This is a genomic window from Streptomyces sp. NPDC058291, from assembly GCF_042880855.1.
Classification (GTDB): domain Bacteria; phylum Actinomycetota; class Actinomycetes; order Streptomycetales; family Streptomycetaceae; genus Streptomyces.
On record NZ_JBHVYK010000007.1, the window covers coordinates 107781 to 125353 of the forward strand.

The following is a 17573-nucleotide window of genomic DNA, read 5'->3' on the forward strand; positions in this document are numbered from 1 at the left end:
CGCTCTTTCGCCCGACATGGTCGACAGGGTCGGCATCCCTGCCGATCGGTGATGATCAGAACCCTACAAGCCGGGTCCGACATCGGCCTCGCAGTTGCGTCAACGTACGAGGGTCATCTCGATGATTCCCGGACGGGGGCCGTTCCACCCGCCGCGCAGGTTCCGTCCGGGTCACGGTTCAGCCGCCCGACAGGACCCTGACCAGGTCTTCTGCCGTGCGACAGCGGTCCAGGAGCGCTTTGACGTGATTTCGCGTTCCGCGAAGGGGTTCGAGGGTTGGGACGCGCTGGAGCGAGTCCCGGCCCGGCAGATCGAAGATCACGGAGTCCCAGGAGGCCGCGGCGACGTCGTCGGCGTACTGCTCCAGGCAGCGGCCGCGGAAGTAGGCGCGGGTGTCCTCCGGGGGCTTGGTGACGGCCCGCTCGACCTCGGTCTCGTCCAGGAGGCGCTTCATGCGGCCGCGGGCCACGAGACGGTTGTAGATGCCCTTCTCGGCCCTGACGTCGGCGTACTGGAGGTCGACGAGGTGGAGGCGGGCGGCGTCCCAGTCGAGGTCGTCCCGGCGCCGGTAGCCCTCCATGACCTCCCGTTTGGCGACCCAGTCCAGTTCGCCGGCGAGGCTCATGGGGTCGTTCTCCAGGCGGGTGAGGGTGTCCTCCCAGCGGGCGAGGACGTCCTTGGTCTGATCGTCGGCGTCCGCGCCGAACCGCTCCTCGACGTATTTGCGCGACAGCTCGTAGTACTCCATCTGGAGCTGGACGGCGGTGAGCGTGCGGCCGCTGCGCAGGGTGACCAGCCGCTTGAGGCCGGGGTCGTGGGAGACCTGGTGGAGGGTGCGGACCGGCTGGTCGACGGCGAGGTCGACGGCGATGAAGCCGTCCTCGATCATCGACAGGACCAGGGCCGTGGTGCCGAGCTTGAGGTAGGTCGAGATCTCGGAGAGGTTGGCGTCGCCGATGATCACATGGAGGCGGCGGTACTTCTCGGCATCGGCGTGCGGTTCGTCGCGCGTGTTGATGATGGGGCGTTTCAGCGTCGTCTCCAGGCCCACCTCGACCTCGAAGTAGTCGGCGCGCTGGCTGAGCTGGAAACCGTGTTCGTGGCCGTCCTGGCCGATGCCGACGCGGCCGGCGCCGGCGAAGACCTGGCGGGAGACGAAGAAGGGCGTGAGGTGGCGCACGATGTCCGAGAAGGCGGTCTCGCGCTTCATCAGGTAGTTCTCGTGCGTGCCGTAGGAGGCGCCCTTGTTGTCGGTGTTGTTCTTGTAGAGGTGGATGGGCTGGGCGCCGGGGAGCGCGGCGGCGCGTTCGGCGGCTTCGGCCATGATGCGTTCGCCGGCCTTGTCCCAGAGGACGGCGTCGCGGGGGTTGGTCACCTCGGGGGCGCTGTACTCGGGATGTGCGTGGTCGACGTAGAGCCGCGCACCGTTGGTGAGGATGACGTTGGCGAGGCCGATGTCCTCGTCGGTGAGCTGGCTGGAGTCGGCGGTCTCGCGGGCGAGGTCGAAGCCACGCGCGTCCCGCAGCGGGTTCTCCTCCTCGAAGTCCCAGCGGGCCCGGCGGGCCCGGTGCATCGCCGCCGCGTAGGCGTTGACGATCTGGGACGAGGTGAGCATGGCATTGGCGTTGGGGTGGCCGGGGACGGAGATGCCGTACTCCGTCTCGATGCCCATTACTCGCCGTACGGTCATGCGGCCCTCCTTGCCCGGCGGCGCCCTCGGTCGTGGGCGCCGCTCAGATACCGGTGGTGCTCCGGTGCGTGCGCGGTGCCCGTCCCCGCACCTCGCGACCCGGCGGTACCGAAGAGCCTAGAACGCCTCCGCGCCGGCGGGGAGATCATTTGCGTCATTGCCTTGCTCCAGCCGTGGCCCGGAAAGCAGTCGGCTGCGGGTACCCGTGGTGGGCACCCGCAGCCGCCCTGTTTTTACAGGTACTGTCCGGTGTTCGCCACCGTGTCGATGGAGCGTCCGGTGTCCGCGCCCTGCTTTCCGGTGATGAGGGTACGGATGTAGACGATCCGTTCGCCCTTCTTTCCGGAGATGCGAGCCCAGTCGTCGGGGTTGGTGGTGTTGGGGAGGTCCTCGTTCTCCTTGAACTCGTCCACGCAGGCCTGGAGGAGGTGGGAGACGCGCAGGCCCTTCTGGTTGTGGTCGAGGAAGTCCTTGATGGCCATTTTCTTGGCGCGGCCGACGATGTTCTCGATCATGGCGCCGGAGTTGAAGTCCTTGAAGTAGAGGACTTCCTTGTCGCCGTTGGCGTAGGTGACTTCCAGGAAGCGGTTCTCCTCGGATTCGGCGTACATGTGTTCCACTGCCGTCTGGATCATGCTCTGGACGGTGGTGGTCTTGTCGCCGCCGTGTTCGCCGACGTCCTCGGGGTGCAGGGGGAGGCGTTCGGTGAGGTACTTCTGGAAGATGTCCTTGGCCGCTTCGGCGTCCGGGCGCTCGATCTTGATCTTCACGTCGAGGCGGCCGGGGCGCAGGATGGCGGGGTCGATCATGTCCTCGCGGTTGGAGGCGCCGATGACGACCACGTTCTGCAGGCCTTCCACGCCGTCGATCTCGGCGAGGAGCTGGGGGACGATGGTGTTCTCGACGTCGGAGCTGACGCCGGAGCCGCGGGTGCGGAAGAGGGATTCCATCTCGTCGAAGAAGACGATGACGGGGGTGCCCTCGGAGGCCTTCTCCCTGGCGCGCTGGAAGACGAGGCGGATCTGCCGCTCGGTCTCGCCGACGTACTTGTTGAGGAGCTCGGGGCCCTTGATGTTGAGGAAGAAGCTCTTGCCGGTGGCCTGGCCGGTGACTTCGGCGACCTTTTTGGCCAGTGAGTTGGCGACGGCCTTGGCGATGAGCGTCTTGCCGCATCCGGGGGGTCCGTAGAGGAGGACGCCCTTGGGCGGACGGAGTTCGTGCTCCTTGAAGAGGTCGGGGTACAGGTAGGGCAGTTCGACGGCGTCGCGGATCATCTCGATCTGTCCGCCGAGGCCGCCGATCTGCTCGTAGCCGATGTCGGGGACCTCTTCGAGGACGAGTTCCTCGACCTCGCTCTTGGGCACGATCTCGTAGACGTAGCCGGAGCGGGGTTCGAGCAGGAGGGCGTCGCCGGGCCGGATGGTGACGTCCAGCAGGGGCTCGGCGAGCCTGACCACTCGTTCTTCGTCGGTGTGCCCGAGCACCAGGGCTCGTTCGCCGTCCTCGAGGATCTCCTTGAGGGTGACGATGTCGCCGACGCGCTCGTACTCCATGGCCTCGACCACGTTGAGCGCTTCGTTGAGCATGACTTCCTGGCCGCGTCGGAGCCCGTCGAGCTCGACTCCGGGGCTGACGTTCACGCGGAGTTTGCGGCCTCCGGTGAAGATGTCGGCCGTGCCGTCCTCGTTCGCCGTGAGGAAGACGCCGAAGCCGGCCGGCGGCTGGGCGAGCCGGTCGACTTCCTCCTTGAGGGCCACGATCTGGTCGCGGGCCTCGCGGAGCGTGTTGGCCAGTCGTTCGTTCTGGGCGGACACGCCGGCCAGGTTGGTCTGCAGCTCGACGATCCGCTCTTCGAGAATCCTCGTGTGTCGCGGAGAGTCGGCGAGCTTGCGTCGCAGGACGGCGATCTCCTGCTCAAGGTAGGCAATCTGCCCGGACGGGTCGTCGGACCCTCGTCCCGGGCGGATGCCGCGGTTCATGTCGTCGTCGTGGGCTGCCACGGTCCTCACCTCCTCCAAGGGGAGCTGGACGCTTCCAGACCCTACCTGGGTGGGTGTCGATTGAAACCCCTAGATCAAAAAGACTGTCGGGTGTGTCCGATCTTCACCCTTGCGCTCTCCCTCACGCCAGGGGAATACCCACCGAACGTGCTTGGGAAGCCGCCGAGGGTAGGGTCGAAGTGTTCAACACCCGTCAGAGCCTGCATGGTTCCCTGGCGGTTCGACGGTAAACGGCAGGAGTCATGGGCGTGCAGCAGGAGACCGGTGTCGGTGGCGAGGCCCTGGAGGTGTGGATCGATCAGGATCTCTGCACCGGTGACGGGATCTGCGCGCAGTACGCGCCGGAGGTCTTCGAGCTGGACATCGACGGGCTGGCGTATGTGAAGAGTGAGCAGGACGAGCTGTTGCAGGCCAAGGGGGCTGTGACGCCGGTGCCGTTGCCGTTGGTGGTGGACGTGGTGGACTCGGCGCGGGAGTGCCCGGGTGACTGCATCCATGTGCGGCGCGTTTCGGACGGGGTCGAGGTCTACGGTCCCGACGCCGAGTGAGCGTCGCGTGAGCGTCCTGCTTCAGTTCGTGACCGCTGTCTGATTTCTCACAGGGCGAACGGCCGGGTCAGACGTCGCGGGCGCCGGCGGGCGTCGAGCGGATGAACTTGTGGTCCTTCCACTGCCATCGGGCGCTGTCCTTGAGGTCGGGGCAGCAGCTGGGCACGTCGGCCGTGGAGTAGCCGAGGAGGGTGGCGAGGACGGCCCCGTCGGCGATGCGGAGGTCGGTGACGGTGTTGCGGGCCTTGGGGTCGACCAGTGTGGCGACCACGCGCGCGGGGGTGCCGTTCGCGCCGTGGGTGAGGACGTAGACGCCGTCGGGCGGGGTGCCCATGGGGGCGTCGCAGTGGACGACGGCGACGGTTTCGGGGGCGCCGTCGCCGTCGAGGTCGCCGCTGGCCTTCTTCACGACGAGGGCGGTGACGGGGCCGCACTGGAGGGGGAAGTCGACGCCGGTGGTGACGGGGGCGGCGGCGGGCCGGGCCGGGGGGCCGGCGGTCTGGGCGGCCGTGGCGGGTTTGGGTTGCAGCAGCGAGGAGAGGGCGACGACGCCGGCGACGGCGGTGGCGGTCGCGACCCAGTGGACGGGCCGGGTGTGGGTGTGTGCCAGTTCCGGGACGGCGGAGTGCTGCACTAGGAGTGTCTCCTGCGATGGCTGTGCCGGTGGGGGTGGGATCGGCCAGCATCGTGCCACACGTCACAGGGCGGGGGAACGGCGGGGTACGGGATTTCGGACGTGCCGGGCGTGGTGTCCGGGGCGGGGGTGAACTGGCGAGGCGCCGTGGTGGAGTTCCCGGTGTGACGGGGGAACTCGGCCACGGCGCCTTGTCGTTGTGGGTGGTGCGGGGGCCGGTCAGCGGCCGTTGCCTCCGTCGGCGTTGGGGCCGGCGTAGTCCTCGCCGTAGGCGCCCTTGGCGGGGCGGCGGCGGCGCATGGGCGGCTCGACACCGTCGGCGAGGCGGCGGGCGGTGAGGAGGAAGCCGGTGTGGCCGATCATCCGGTGGTCGGGGCGGACGGCCAGGCCCTCGATGTGCCAGTTGCGGATCATCGACTCCCAGGCGCTCGGCTCGTTGAAGCAGCCGATCTCGCGGATGGACTCGACGGTGCGCGCGAGCTGGGTGGTGGTCGCCACGTAACAGCACACGATGCCGCCGGGGACCAGGGCCTTGGAGACGGCCTCCAGGCACTCCCAGGGCGCGAGCATGTCGAGGATGACGCGGTCGACGTCGGTGTCGCTCAGGTTGTCCTGGAGGTCGCCGACGGTGAGCTGCCAGGCGGGGTGCGGTCCGCCGAAGTAGCGCTCGACGTTCTGCCGGGCGATGTCGGCGAAGTCCTCGCGGCGCTCGTAGGAGTGCAGCATGCCCTGGTCGCCGATGGCGCGCAGCAGGAAGCTGCTCAGGGAGCCGGAGCCGACGCCGGCTTCGACGACGCGTGCGCCGGGGAAGATGTCGGCGAAGGCGAGGATCTGCCCCGCGTCCTTGGGGTAGACGACGGCTGCCCCGCGGGGCATGGACAGGACGTAGTCGGGGAGCAGGGGGCGCAGCGCGAGATAGGCGACGTTCCCGGTGGTGCGGACAACGCTGCCCTCGGGCGAGCCGATCAGTTCGTCGTGCGGGAAGGAACCCTTGTGGGTGTGGAAGTTCTTCCCGGCTTCGAGCGTGAACGTGTAGTGGCGGCCCTTGGGGTCGGTCAGCTGAACCTGGTCCCCGACCTTGAAGGGCCCGCGCCTGCGGGCGGCACCGGTCGGTTCGGACATGTGACCAGCCTACCGGCGTTTGGCGGGGTCGCCGACCACCGCTTCGGGGTTCCGGTGCTCAGCTGGGGCGGGCCATCGCCTTGACGAAGGCCCGCTCGACGTCGGCGGCGGACAGCACGCCGAAGATCTCTCCGCTCTCCTCGACGACGAGGTATTCGGTGGCGGGGGTGGCGCGCAGGACGTCGAGGAGGTCTTCGCCGGCGAGTTCGGCGGAGACGCGCATGCCGTCGGTGAGGTCCTGGGCGAGGCCGCTGACGGCGACCCAGGGGCGGCGGTGTTCGGGTACGCCCACGATGGCGGCCTCGCGGACGAGGGAGAGGGGTTCGCCGTGGGCGTCGACGACGACGAGGGCGCGGGCGCCGGCGTCGTTGGCGCGGCGGAGGGCTTCGGAGAGGGGGGTGTGGGTCTCGACGGGGACGGCGCGGCGGGTGAGGGTGCGGGCGCGCAGCTCGGGGAGGTGTTCGCGCAGCCGGGCCATGCGCAGGCTGTTGCCGGCTCCGGTCCAGATGATCGCCGCGAGGATGGCGGCCAGGAGGGCGTCGGTGACGGTGTCCATGCCGACGCTGTCCTCGGCGCTGGAGCCGAGGGCGCCGGACTGGGTGAGCAGGGGGAGGCCGATGAGGACGGAGACGGCGAGGGCGCGGCCGACCCAGGCGGCGGCGATGGTGCCGCTCATGGGTTTGCCGGTGAGCTTCCAGACGACGGCGCGGAGCATGCGGCCGCCGTCGAGGGGGAGGCCGGGCAGCAGGTTGAAGACGGCGACGATGAGGTTGGAGATCATCAGGCCGGCCAGCAGGACGCCGGGGACGGTGCCGCGCTCGACCGGTTGCATGGCGAGGTAGAACAGGCCGGACAGGACGAGCGAGAGGAGGGGGCCGACGAAGGCGAGCCAGAACTCGCGGCCGGGGGTCTCGGCTTCCTTCTCGATCTCGGAGACGCCCCCGAAGAACTGGAGCTGGATGCGGCGGACGGGGAGTTCGAAGCGGAGGGCGGCGACGGTGTGGGCGAGTTCGTGGACGAGGACGGAGGCGTAGAAGGCGACCGCGAAGAAGAGGGAGACGAGGTAGCGGGCCGCGCCGAGTTCGGGCAGCACGCGGTCGAGCTGGCCGCCGAAGACCCAGGTGATGAGGGCGGCGACGAGGAACCAGCTGGGGGCGACGTAGACGGGTACACCGAAGGGGCGGCCCATGAGGATGCCGCCGCGGGGCTGCTCCGGGGGGCGTGCGGGCGGGGGGCCCTTGGGGAGGGCGGTGGGTGCGGGGCGTGGGTCCCCGGCCCGGGCTGCGGCGTCGGTCGGGGCTGCCGGATCGGCCTGGTCCGCGGGAACGGCCCGCCCGGTTCGACCGGCCTCCTCGACCTGACCGGCCCGGTCCGCCTGGTCGGCCTGGTCGGCCTGGTCGACTTGCCCGACCAGGTCGACTTGCCCGACCTGGTCGGCCTGGTCCACTTGCCCGACCTGGTCGGCCTGGTCGACTTGCCCGACCTGGTCGGCCTGGTTCGCCCGGGCCGCTTCGTCCGCCGGTTCGGCGCGGTTCCGCCGGGGGGTCTCGGCTTCGGCTTCGGCGGGCCCGTCGGGGGCGGTGGCGCGGGGGGCGCCGTCGGGATCGTCGGCCCGGTGGGTCGCACTGTCGTCGTCGGACGCCGGCGGCCGGCGGGAGGCGCCCGCGGGATCGTCGGCCGGGGACTGGCTCGGTGGGAGGTCGGAGGCCGGGGGCGCAGGTGTCGCGGGGTGCTCGGCCGACTGCTCGTTGTCCGGCCGCGGCCGCCCGCTCCCGCCGCTTTCCACCACGGTGTCCCCTCGATCGAAGCGTCCCCCGCCGGTGCCGGGCGGGAGGGTCTGGGACCGATGGTATGCGGCGGTGGTGAGGTGTTCCGCCCCGGCACCCCCCGTGTTTCCCCGCCGGTCCTCGGTGTTCGGGGCGCGGGCGCGCCATGGGTGGGAGTGACTGTCGGTGGCGGGCCGTAAGGTCTGTGGTCATGGAAAGCAGCAGCGAGGACGTCGTCCAGGTAGGCGCCGGCGGCGCCGTGGAGGGTCCGGCGGACGTGGTCGCGGGTGCGGGCGAGGGCTCGGACGCGGGTGAGGGCTCGGACGCGGGTGAGGCCACGCGTGCGGGTGGGGCGGAGGAGGCGGCGCCGGTGTTCGTCCCGGTGGCGCCCGCCTCGCTGTCGCCGTCGCGCGCGGGTGACTTCATGCAGTGCCCGCTGCTGTACCGGTTCCGGGTGATCGACCGGTTGCCGGAGAAGCCGAGTCCGGCGGCGACGCGGGGGACGCTGGTGCACGCGGTCCTCGAGCGGCTGTTCGACGCTCCGGCGGCGGAGCGGACGGCCCCGCGGGCCAAGTCGCTGATCCCGGGGCAGTGGGACCGGCTGCGCGAGAGCCGGCCGGAGGTGGTGGAGCTGTTCGCCGACGATCCGGAGGGCGAGCGGCTGGCGGGGTGGCTGGCGGAGGCGGAGCAACTCGTGGAGCGCTGGTTCACGCTGGAGGATCCGACGCGGTTGGAGCCCGCCGAGCGGGAGCTGTTCGTGGAGACGGAGCTGGATTCGGGGTTGCGGTTGCGCGGGATCATCGACCGGGTCGATGTGGCGCCGACCGGTGAGGTGCGGATCGTCGACTACAAGACGGGCAAGGCGCCGCGGCCGGAGTACGCCGAAGGCGCGCTGTTCCAGATGAAGTTCTACGCGTTGGTGGTGTGGCGGCTCAAGAACGTGGTCCCGCGGCGGCTGCAGCTGGTCTACCTGGGCAGCGGGGACGTGCTGACGTACGACCCGGTGCCGGCGGACCTCGAACGGGTGGAGCGCAAGCTGCTCGCGTTGTGGGAGGCGATCCGGCAGGCGACGCAGACGGGTGAGTGGCGGCCCCGGCCGACGAAGCTGTGCGGCTGGTGCGACCACCAGGCGCACTGTCCGGAGTTCGGCGGCACTCCCCCGCCGTATCCGCTGGCGGTGACGGTGCCCGGGCCGGAGCCCGTGAGGGCGGCCGAGTCCGAGGGCGGGGCGCAGGGCAGAATGGGCCCGGGCTAGAGAAGGAGATTCACGTGGCCATCCGCGTCCTACTGGTTGACGACCAGCCGCTGCTGCGCACCGGCTTTCGGATGATCCTGGAGGCCGAGCAGGACATCGCGGTCGTCGGTGAGGCCGGAGACGGACTGCAGGCTCTCGACCAGGTGCGGGCGTTGCAGCCCGATGTGGTGCTGATGGACATTCGTATGCCGCGGATGGACGGGGTGGAGGCGACCCGTCAGATCACCGGTCCCGGGCGGGACGGGCCGGCGAAGGTGCTGGTGCTGACGACGTTCGACCTCGACGAGTACGTGGTGGAGGCGTTGCGTGCCGGGGCGAGCGGGTTCCTGCTGAAGGACGCGCCGGCCGTCGAACTGGTCCAGGCGATCCGGGTGGTGGCGGCGGGTGAGGCGTTGCTGGCGCCGAGCATCACGCGTCGGCTGCTGGACAAGTACGCCACGCATCTGCCGTCGGGCGACGAGCCGGTGCCGGACACGCTGCACACGCTCACCGACCGTGAGGTGGAGGTGCTGAAGCTGGTGGCGCGGGGGCTGTCGAACGCCGAGATCGCGGCTGACCTGTTCGTCAGCGAGACGACGGTGAAGACGCACGTCGGGCATGTGCTGACGAAGCTGGGGCTGCGCGACCGGGTGCAGGCCGCGGTGTACGCGTACGAGAGCGGTCTGGTGCGTCCGGGCGCTCAGTAGGCGCGACTCAGCAGGCGCGTGAGCACGGGTGGACCACGGGTACGACGGTGAAGGGCGCCCCTTGTCCGCAAGGGGCGCCCTTCGTCGTGCGTGGTGCCGGGCTGGGTCAGTTGCTGGAGCCTCGGCCGAGCTCCCACAGCTGAAGGGTCGCGGAGGAGTTCAGCACGTAGGCGGTGCCCGTGACGTCGTTGTTGGCTGCGACGTACTGCTTGCCCTGCCACAGCGGCAGGATCGGGACGTCCTTGGCGACGATGTCCTGGACCTCGGTGAGGGTCTTCGCCGCGCTGAGGCGGTCGGCCTCGCGGCGCGAGGCCGGGATGAGGTTGTTGATGATGGTGCTGTTGGCGTACGGGGACTTGAGGAAGTTGTCCTTGTCCAGGAACGGCGCGACGAAGTTGTCGGCGTCGGGGAAGTCGGGGAACCAGCCCATGCCGTAGACGGCGTACTCGCCCTTGCGCTCGGCGGGGACGAACGCGTCCCAGGCGGTGCCCTTGATGGTGACGTCGAACAGTCCGCTGCCGTTGAGCTGCTTCTGCAGCGTCTCGAACTCCTGCTTGGTGGCCGAACCGTAGTGGTCGGTCGTGTAGTTCAGCGTCAGCTTCACCGGGGTGGTGATGTCGGCGTCGGTCAGCAGGGACTTGGCCTTGGTGACGTTCGGGTCGCCGTAGGCGTTGAAGAACGAGTTGGAGTGGCCGGTGACGGTGGCCGGGACCAGCGAGTAGAGGGGCTCGGCCTGGGAGCCGTAGACCTCGGAGACGAGCTGGCCGCGGTTGACGACCTGGGCCATCGCCTGGCGCACGGCCTTCGACTTGACCGTCGAGTCGGTGGTGTCGAAGGCGAGGTAGCGGATCTCGAGGCCGTTCAGCTCGACCAGGTCGATGTCGCCGGCCGCGGAGGAGTCGGAGAGCTTCTGGATCTGCTTCGGCGACATGGTGCGGGTCATGAGGTCGATGTCGCCCTTTTCGAGGGCGGTTCCCATGGCGTCGGCGTCCTTGTACGAGACCATGTCGACCTCGTCGTTGTTCACCGTCAGCGTCCCCTTGTAGTGGGGGTTCTTGGTGAACACGGCCTTGGTCATCTCGTCGCCGTCGGTCTCGGCCTTGAGGGTGTAGGGGCCCGAGCCGTCGACTCCGAAGCCGTCGCGCAGCTTGCCCTTGTCATAGTCGTCGGGGTTGACGATGCCGGCGACCGGGGTCGACAGCTTGAAGGGGAAGGTGGCGTCGGCGGTCTTGAGATGGAAGATGACTTCGTTGTCGCCCTGCGTTTCGATGGTGTCGATCGTCGACAGCAGGGCGAAGACGCCGGAGTCGGCCTTGATGGCGCGGGCGCGCTCGATGGAGAACTTGACGTCCTGGGCGGTGACGTCGTCGCCGTTGGCGAACTTCAGGCCGCTGCGCAGCTTGCAGGAGTAGCGCTCGTTGCCGGTGTCGGTGAAGCCGCAGCTCTGCGCCGCCTCGGGGACCGGCTCGCCCTCGCCCTTGGGCTGGATCATCAGGGTCTGCACCGTCTGGCGCAGGATGTTCCAGGTGCCGACGTCGTAGGAGTAGGCCGGGTCGAGCGGGGCCGGGGCTGCCTTCGTGGCCGTGAACCGGTCGGTGGTGCCGACGACGATGGCGTCGCCGCTGCCGCTCCCGCTGTCGGTTCCGCCGCAGGCCGCGAGCGCGGGCGCGAGCAGACCGACCACGGCCGGCAGCACCAAAGTCTTACGGTTCATGCTCGAGTTTCTCCAGAGCTGTCGGTCCGTGTACCCGGCATGCAGGGGTGGCGCTGCGGATCACGGGGTTAGGGCGATGTTCTCGCGATGAGGTTAGTCCGCACCGGCACGGCGGTTGGCGCTCACCGGAGTTGAAACCCCATCACGCAGCGAAACCGGCTGCGGACGCACTGAACAGCCGTCAGTGGAAGGATTCGTACAGCCGCTCATCAATCGGGACACAAGGATGCGTCCCGGGGCCCCCGACGGGGCCCCGATGCATGCGGAGAGTCATCTGTCGACCCCTGGGCGGGTGGGGAACGTCACATGCATAAAAGGTTCGGGCGACCTGGAATTCGAAGGCCGGAGAGCGCCCGGTGACGGTCCGAATTCGCGTGCGCGCACGCCCGCCGAATTCCTCGTTATGGGCGGTGCACGCTGGGTGAACGCCTATCGCATTTCCGTCATCGGCCGCACACCAATGATCGTCGTCGCGATCATCGGAGCGGCATCAGGCCGCGCAGAAAAGTCAGGTCGACCTGTTCCAGCGAGGAGACGACGTTGCGGCGCGGGGCCGGCGTGATGGGGGCGACCGAGGGCACGGCGACCACGTGGCAGCCCGCCGCCTCCGCCGAGGCGACCCCGGTGGCGGTGTCCTCGATGACGGCGCATCGGGCGGGGTCCGCGCCCAGGCCCGCGGCCGCGAACAGGTAGGGGTCGGGGTGGGGCTTGGTGCGCGGGACCTCGTCGCCGGCCACGGTGAGCCGGAAGTTCCCGGCGCCGAGCGCGGCGAGGACGCGGTCGATGATGCGCCGGTGCGAGGCGGAGACGAGGGCCGTGGGCACCTCGTGCTGGGCCAGTTCGGCCAGCAGCCGGGCGGCTCCGGGCATCAGGGGCAGGGTGCGGGTGATGCGGTCCTCGAACCCCTCGTTGAGCAGGACGGTGAGTTCCGCGAGGGTGATGTCGGCCCCGGTCGCCTCGATCAGGAACCCTGCGCTGCGGCTCATCGGGCCGCCGACCACGACATGGCGCCAGGAGTCGTCGAGGGGATGGCCGAGGCCGGCGAAGACCTCGGCCTCCACGTCCCACCAGAAGCCCTCGGTGTCCACCAGAGTGCCGTCCATGTCGAGGAGCACGGCCTGCAGGGCTGAGCCCTGGGCCGTGCGGGTCACTGGCGCGGGAACCGTGCTGGTCATCCACGTACCTCCTGGAGGGCCGAGCAGGCCGGTTCCCGTGGGGGAACCGGCCTGCGGTGGACCGACCAGTGTACGACTTGTCGGATCGGTGCGCTCGGTGGCGCGCCTGCCGGGGGCCACCGCGCGGCGCCGCGGGTCACCGGGCGTTGAAGTACTTCGCCTCGGGGTGGTGGATGACGATGGCGTCGGTGGACTGCTCCGGGTGGAGCTGGAACTCCTCCGACAGGTGCACCCCGATCCGCTCCGGCTGCAGCAGCTCGGCGATCTTGGCGCGGTCCTCCAGGTCGGGGCAGGCGCCGTAGCCGAGGGAGAAGCGGGCGCCGCGGTACTTCAGGGCGAACATGTCCTCGACGTCTGCCGGGTCCTCGCCGGCGAAACCGAGTTCGGAGCGCACGCGCGCGTGCCAGTACTCGGCGAGGGCCTCGGCCAACTGCACGGACAGGCCGTGCAGTTCGAGGTAGTCGCGGTAGGAGTCCGACGCGAAGAGGCGGGCCGTCTCCTCGCCGATGCGGGAGCCGACGGTGACGACCTGGAAGCCGACGACGTCCGTCTCCCCCGACTCCTCCGGGCGGAAGAAGTCGGCCAGACACAGCCTGCGGCCGCGGCGCTGGCGGGGGAAGGTGAACCGGGTGCGCTCGTTGCCTCGCTCGTCCAGGACGATCAGGTCGTCGTCCTTGGACACGCAGGGGAAGTAGCCGTACACGACGGCGGCTTCGAGCAGGTTCTCGGTCTGGAGCTTGTCCAGCAGACCGCGCAGCCGGGGCCGGCCCTCGGTCTCGACGAGCTCCTCGTAGGTCGGTCCGTCGCCGGTGCGGGCCTGCTTGAGCCCCCACTGGCCCTTGAAGAGGGCGCCCTCGTCGAGCCAGGAGGCGTACTCCTTGAGCTGGATGCCCTTGATGACCCGGGTGCCCTCGAACGGCGGCTTCGGGACCGGGTTGTCGATGGCGACGTCGGAGCGGACGTGCCCCTCCTGCGGGCGTTCCTCCACCTCCACGGCCGCGGCGGCCCGCACCCGGCGCTGCTTCAGTTCCGGCAGCTTCGCACCCGGCACCCCCCGCTTCACCCCGATCAGGGCGTCCATCAGCCGCAGCCCCTCGAAGGCGTCCCGTGCGTAGCGCACCTCGCCCTCGTAGATCTCGTGCAAATCCTGCTCGACATAGGCCCTGGTCAGAGCCGCGCCACCGAGGATGACCGGATAGTCGGCGGCCATCTTGCGCTGGTTGAGCTCCTCCAGGTTCTCCTTCATGATCACCGTGGACTTCACCAGGAGCCCGGACATGCCGATCACGTCGGCCCGGTGCTCCTGGGCCGCGTCCAGGATCGCGGAGACGGGCTGCTTGATGCCGAGGTTGACGACGTTGTAGCCGTTGTTGGACAGGATGATGTCCACGAGGTTCTTGCCGATGTCGTGGACGTCCCCGCGCACGGTGGCCAGCACGATCGTGCCCTTGCCGTCGGCGTCCGACTTCTCCATGTGCGGTTCGAGGTAGGCCACCGCCGTCTTCATCACCTCGGCGGACTGCAGCACGAACGGCAACTGCATCTGACCCGAGCCGAACAGCTCGCCGACCACCTTCATGCCGTCCAGCAACGTCTCGTTGACGATGTCGAGGGCCGGGCGGGAGCGCAGGGCCTCGGCGAGGTCGGCGTCCAGGCCGTTCTTCTCCCCGTCGATGATCCGGCGCTTGAGCCGCTCGTCCAGCGGCAGCGCGGCCAGCTCCTCGGCCTTGCCCGCCTTCAGCGACTTCGTCGTCGCGCCCTCGAACAGCGCCATCAGCTTCTGCAGCGGGTCGTAGCCCTCCCGCCGGCGGTCGTAGATCAGGTCGAGGGCCGTTCGGACCTCCTCGTCGCTGAACCGCGCGATCGGCAGGATCTTCGAGGCGTGCACGATCGCCGAGTCCAGGCCCGCCTTGACGCACTCGTCGAGGAAGACCGAGTTCAGCAGGATCCGCGCCGCGGGGTTGAGCCCGAAGGAGATGTTCGACAGGCCCAGGGTGGTCTGCACGTCGGGACGGCGGCGCTTGAGCTCGCGGATCGCCCCGATCGTGGCGACGCCGTCGCCCCGGGACTCCTCCTGCCCGGTGCAGATGGTGAACGTCAGCGTGTCGATGAGGATGTCCGACTCCTGGATGCCCCAGTTCGTCGTCAGGTCCTCGATGAGCCGCTCGGCGATCGCCACCTTCGTCTCGACGGTGCGGGCCTGGCCCTCCTCGTCGATGGTCAGGGCGATCAGGGCCGCGCCGTGTTCCCTGGCCAGCTCGGTGACCTTCACGAACCGCGACTCGGGTCCGTCGCCGTCCTCGTAGTTCACCGAGTTGATCACCGCGCGGCCGCCCAGCTTCTCCAGGCCCGCCCGGAGCACCTCCACCTCGGTGGAGTCCAGCACGATCGGCAGGGTGGAGGCGGTGGCGAAACGGCCGGCCAGCTCCTCCATGTCCGCGACTCCGTCGCGGCCGACGTAGTCGACGCACAGGTCGAGCATGTGCGCGCCCTCGCGGATCTGGTCCCGGGCCATCTCCACGCAGTCGTCCCAGCGGCCCTCCAGCATGGCCTCGCGGAACTTCTTCGACCCGTTGGCGTTCGTCCGCTCACCGATCGCCATGTACGCGGTGTCCTGCCGGAACGGCACGCTCTGGTACAGCGAGGCGGCGCCCGGCTCGGGCTGCGGGCTGCGCTCGGCGGGCGAGGCCCCCCGCACCCGCTCCACGAGCCGGCGCAGGTGCTCGGGGGTGGTGCCACAGCAGCCGCCGACCAGGTTCAGCCCGTAGTCGCGGACGAAGTTCTCCTGCGCGTCGGCCAGGCCTTCGGCGTCGAGCGGGAAGTGGGCGCCGTCCTTGGTGAGGATCGGCAGGCCGGCGTTCGGCATGCACAGCAGCGGGGTGCGCGAGTGGCGGGCCAGGTAGCGCAGGTGCTCGCTCATCTCGGCGGGACCGGTGGAGCAGTTCAGGCCGATCATGTCGATGCCGAGGGGCTCCAGCGCGGTGAGCGCGGCGCCGATCTCGGAGCCGAGCAGCATGGTGCCGGTCGTCTCGAACGCCATGGACACCAGCAGCGGCACGTCGACCCCGGCGGCCTCCATCGCCCGCCTGGCGCCCAGGATCGACGACTTCGTCTGCAGGAGGTCCTGGGTCGTCTCGACGATGAGGGCGTCGGCGCCGCCGGCGAGCAGGCCCTCGGCGTTGGCCTGGAAGCCGTCGCGCAGCGTGCCGTAGGCGATGTGGCCGAGGGTGGGCAGCTTGGTGCCGGGGCCGATGGAGCCCAGGACCCACCGGGTGCGTCCGTCGCGTGCGGCGAAGGCGTCGGCGGTCTCGCGGGCGATGCGGGCGCCCGCCTCGGAGAGCTCGTACACGCGGTCGGCGATGTCGTACTCGGCCATGGCGGAGTGGTTTGCGCCGAACGTGTTGGTCTCGACGCAGTCCACGCCCGCGCCGAAGTACTCCTCGTGCACCGAGCGGACGATGTCCGGGCGGGTCAGGTTGAGGATCTCGTTGCAACCCTCGAGGTTCTCGAAGTCCTCCAGGGTGGGCTCCTGGGCCTGGAGCATGGTGCCCATCGCTCCGTCGGCCACCACCACACGGGTGGCCAGGGCCTCTCGGAGCGCGGACACACGGGTCCGGCTGTCGGCGGAAGGGGTCGGCGGCACAGAGGCCATGAAAGGGCTCCCTCAGATGCGACGGCTGTCGGCTTTGCGTGTTCTCAGGATGCGGGTGACGAAGCGTCCCGAGGAGTGCGCACGCCGTCAGGGTAGCCGGGACGGAGGCCTTATGGTCAGGGGCGTCCACGGGGCGGACGGGTCCCGCGGGGGCGGATACGGGCCCCGGCGGGGGCGACGGGCGGCCGGGCACGGCCGGGCGACGGGCGCGTCGCCGCCGGGAGACGCGTGGCGTAACACGTATCGACCGACCATTAGCGAAGGGTCGGCATGGACCGGTAGTGTTCGACATTGCCGAACGACGGCAGCAGATGCCGGGCGTTGACGGCCGAAGGGGACGGAGGCAGGACGGCGATGGCACGGAACATCCAGTCGGTCGAACGTGCGGCTGCGATGCTGCGACTGCTGGCCGGCGGCGAGCGGCGGCTGGGTCTGTCGGACATCGCCTCGTCCACGGGCCTGGCCAAGGGCACCGCGCACGGAATCCTGCGCACCCTGCAGCACGAGGGTTTCGTCGAGCAGGACGACGTCTCCGGGCGCTACCAGCTGGGCGCGGAGCTGCTGCGCCTGGGCACGACCTATCTGGACGTGCACGAACTGCGCGCGCGTGCCCTGGTGTGGACGGACGACCTGGCCCGCTCCAGCGGAGAGAGCGTCCACCTGGGAGTGCTGCACCAGCAGGGCGTGCTGATCGTGCACCACGTCTTCCGGCCCGACGACAGCCGGCAGGTGCTGGAGATCGGGGCCATGCAGCCGCTGCATTCCACGGCGCTGGGCAAGGTGCTGTCGGCCTACGACCCGGTGGCCCACAGCGAGGCCCTGGAGGCCGACCGCAAGCCGTTCACCGACCGCACGGTGTGCGAGCCGGACGCCTTCGAGAACATCCTCGACCTCACCCGCGCGCGCGGGTACGCGGCCGACGTGGAGGAGACCTGGGAGGGCGTGGCGTCCATCGCCGCGCCCATCCACGACCGCCGGCGCATGCCCGTGGGCGCGGTCGGGGTCACCGGCGCCGTGGAGCGCCTGGCGCGGGACGGCGAGCTGCGTCCCGAGCTGATCGCGGCGGTGCGCGACTGCGCCCGCGCGGTGTCGCGGGACCTGGGCGCCGGGCGCTTCTGAGCCGTCGGCGGCCGCCTCGCCGGAGCAGGCCGCCCGAGCAGGCCGTCCGAGCGGCCGTCCGAGCCGTGTGCACGACCTGGGCCGGGGCGTCGGACGACGTTCCGGCCGCTGCCCCACCCTGCGCAAGTCATCCGAAGCGGACATCGGGGGCGAGTGCATGCGCACCCACGCGAAGATCGATGACTTACGCCGATCAATAACGATCGCGTTTT

General features: G+C 70.0%; 12 protein-coding genes. 4 read left to right on the top strand and 8 right to left on the bottom strand.

Annotation, left to right across the window (positions count from 1 at the left end; all coding sequences use genetic code 11):
* Positions 1–178 precede the first annotated feature (178 nt).
* Positions 179–1690: a depupylase/deamidase Dop gene (gene dop / locus ACFVYK_RS05715; RefSeq protein WP_389768935.1), complete on the bottom strand. Its 1512-nt coding sequence runs from the start codon at positions 1688–1690 to the stop codon at positions 179–181.
* A gap of 233 nt (positions 1691–1923) precedes the next feature.
* Positions 1924–3690 carry a proteasome ATPase gene (gene arc, locus ACFVYK_RS05720; protein WP_389768938.1) on the bottom strand — a complete coding sequence of 589 codons (1767 nt, stop codon included), beginning with the start codon at positions 3688–3690 and terminating at the stop codon, positions 1924–1926.
* 242 nt (positions 3691–3932) lie between these two features.
* Between arc and ACFVYK_RS05725 the strand changes: the two genes are divergently transcribed.
* Positions 3933–4238: a ferredoxin gene (locus ACFVYK_RS05725; RefSeq protein WP_389768940.1), complete on the top strand. Its 306-nt coding sequence runs from the start codon at positions 3933–3935 to the stop codon at positions 4236–4238.
* Between the two features lie 67 nt (positions 4239–4305).
* On the opposite strand, the gene ACFVYK_RS05730 is transcribed toward ACFVYK_RS05725, so the two are convergent.
* From ACFVYK_RS05730 to ACFVYK_RS05740, 3 genes are all read right to left on the bottom strand, one after another.
* Positions 4306–4872 carry a hypothetical protein gene (locus tag ACFVYK_RS05730; protein ID WP_389768942.1) on the bottom strand — a complete coding sequence of 189 codons (567 nt, stop codon included), beginning with the start codon at positions 4870–4872 and terminating at the stop codon, positions 4306–4308.
* A gap of 219 nt (positions 4873–5091) precedes the next feature.
* Positions 5092–5994 (bottom strand): tRNA (adenine-N1)-methyltransferase, encoded by a 903-nt coding sequence (locus ACFVYK_RS05735; RefSeq protein ID WP_389768945.1) that lies wholly within the window; start codon positions 5992–5994, stop codon positions 5092–5094.
* A gap of 58 nt (positions 5995–6052) precedes the next feature.
* The gene (locus tag ACFVYK_RS05740) at positions 6053–7783 is read right to left on the bottom strand and encodes a site-2 protease family protein (RefSeq protein WP_389768947.1); all 1731 of its coding nucleotides are present in this window, start codon (positions 7781–7783) and stop codon (positions 6053–6055) included.
* Between the two features lie 188 nt (positions 7784–7971).
* On the opposite strand from ACFVYK_RS05740, the gene ACFVYK_RS05745 reads away from it, so the two are divergent.
* Complete coding sequence (locus ACFVYK_RS05745; RefSeq protein WP_389768949.1) at positions 7972–9015, top strand: RecB family exonuclease; 1044 nt, start codon at positions 7972–7974, stop codon at positions 9013–9015.
* A gap of 14 nt (positions 9016–9029) precedes the next feature.
* A complete protein-coding gene (locus tag ACFVYK_RS05750; RefSeq protein WP_069771826.1) occupies positions 9030–9701 on the top strand; it encodes a response regulator transcription factor in 672 nt (223 codons plus the stop codon).
* A gap of 106 nt (positions 9702–9807) precedes the next feature.
* Here ACFVYK_RS05750 and ACFVYK_RS05755 read toward each other — a convergent pair whose 3' ends face one another.
* From ACFVYK_RS05755 to metH, 3 genes are all read right to left on the bottom strand, one after another.
* Positions 9808–11415 carry an ABC transporter substrate-binding protein gene (locus ACFVYK_RS05755; RefSeq protein ID WP_389768952.1) on the bottom strand — a complete coding sequence of 536 codons (1608 nt, stop codon included), beginning with the start codon at positions 11413–11415 and terminating at the stop codon, positions 9808–9810.
* Between the two features lie 476 nt (positions 11416–11891).
* On the bottom strand, positions 11892–12590 hold the full coding sequence (locus ACFVYK_RS05760) for an HAD family hydrolase (RefSeq protein ID WP_389768954.1): 699 nt from the start codon (positions 12588–12590) through the stop codon (positions 11892–11894).
* Between the two features lie 136 nt (positions 12591–12726).
* Entirely contained in the window at positions 12727–16242 is a 3516-nt protein-coding gene (metH, locus tag ACFVYK_RS05765; protein ID WP_389768956.1) for a methionine synthase, read from the bottom strand.
* 354 nt (positions 16243–16596) lie between these two features.
* Here metH and ACFVYK_RS05770 point away from each other — a divergent pair, with 354 nt between their 5' ends.
* On the top strand, positions 16597–17361 hold the full coding sequence (locus ACFVYK_RS05770; protein WP_389768958.1) for an IclR family transcriptional regulator: 765 nt from the start codon (positions 16597–16599) through the stop codon (positions 17359–17361).
* The last annotated feature ends 212 nt before the right edge of the window (positions 17362–17573 follow it).

Excerpts from the sequence above, each read along its gene's own strand:
- dop (WP_389768935.1), bottom strand. The coding sequence starts at position 1,690 with ATGACCGTACGGCGAGTAATGGGCATCGAGACGGAGTACGGCATCTCC.
- ACFVYK_RS05725 (WP_389768940.1), top strand. The coding sequence starts at position 3,933 with ATGGGCGTGCAGCAGGAGACCGGTGTCGGTGGCGAGGCCCTGGAGGTG.
- ACFVYK_RS05735 (WP_389768945.1), bottom strand. The coding sequence starts at position 5,994 with ATGTCCGAACCGACCGGTGCCGCCCGCAGGCGCGGGCCCTTCAAGGTC.
- ACFVYK_RS05745 (WP_389768949.1), top strand. The coding sequence starts at position 7,972 with ATGGAAAGCAGCAGCGAGGACGTCGTCCAGGTAGGCGCCGGCGGCGCC.
- ACFVYK_RS05755 (WP_389768952.1), bottom strand. The coding sequence starts at position 11,415 with ATGAACCGTAAGACTTTGGTGCTGCCGGCCGTGGTCGGTCTGCTCGCG.
- ACFVYK_RS05760 (WP_389768954.1), bottom strand. The coding sequence starts at position 12,590 with ATGACCAGCACGGTTCCCGCGCCAGTGACCCGCACGGCCCAGGGCTCA.
- metH (WP_389768956.1), bottom strand. The coding sequence starts at position 16,242 with ATGGCCTCTGTGCCGCCGACCCCTTCCGCCGACAGCCGGACCCGTGTG.
- ACFVYK_RS05770 (WP_389768958.1), top strand. The coding sequence starts at position 16,597 with ATGGCACGGAACATCCAGTCGGTCGAACGTGCGGCTGCGATGCTGCGA.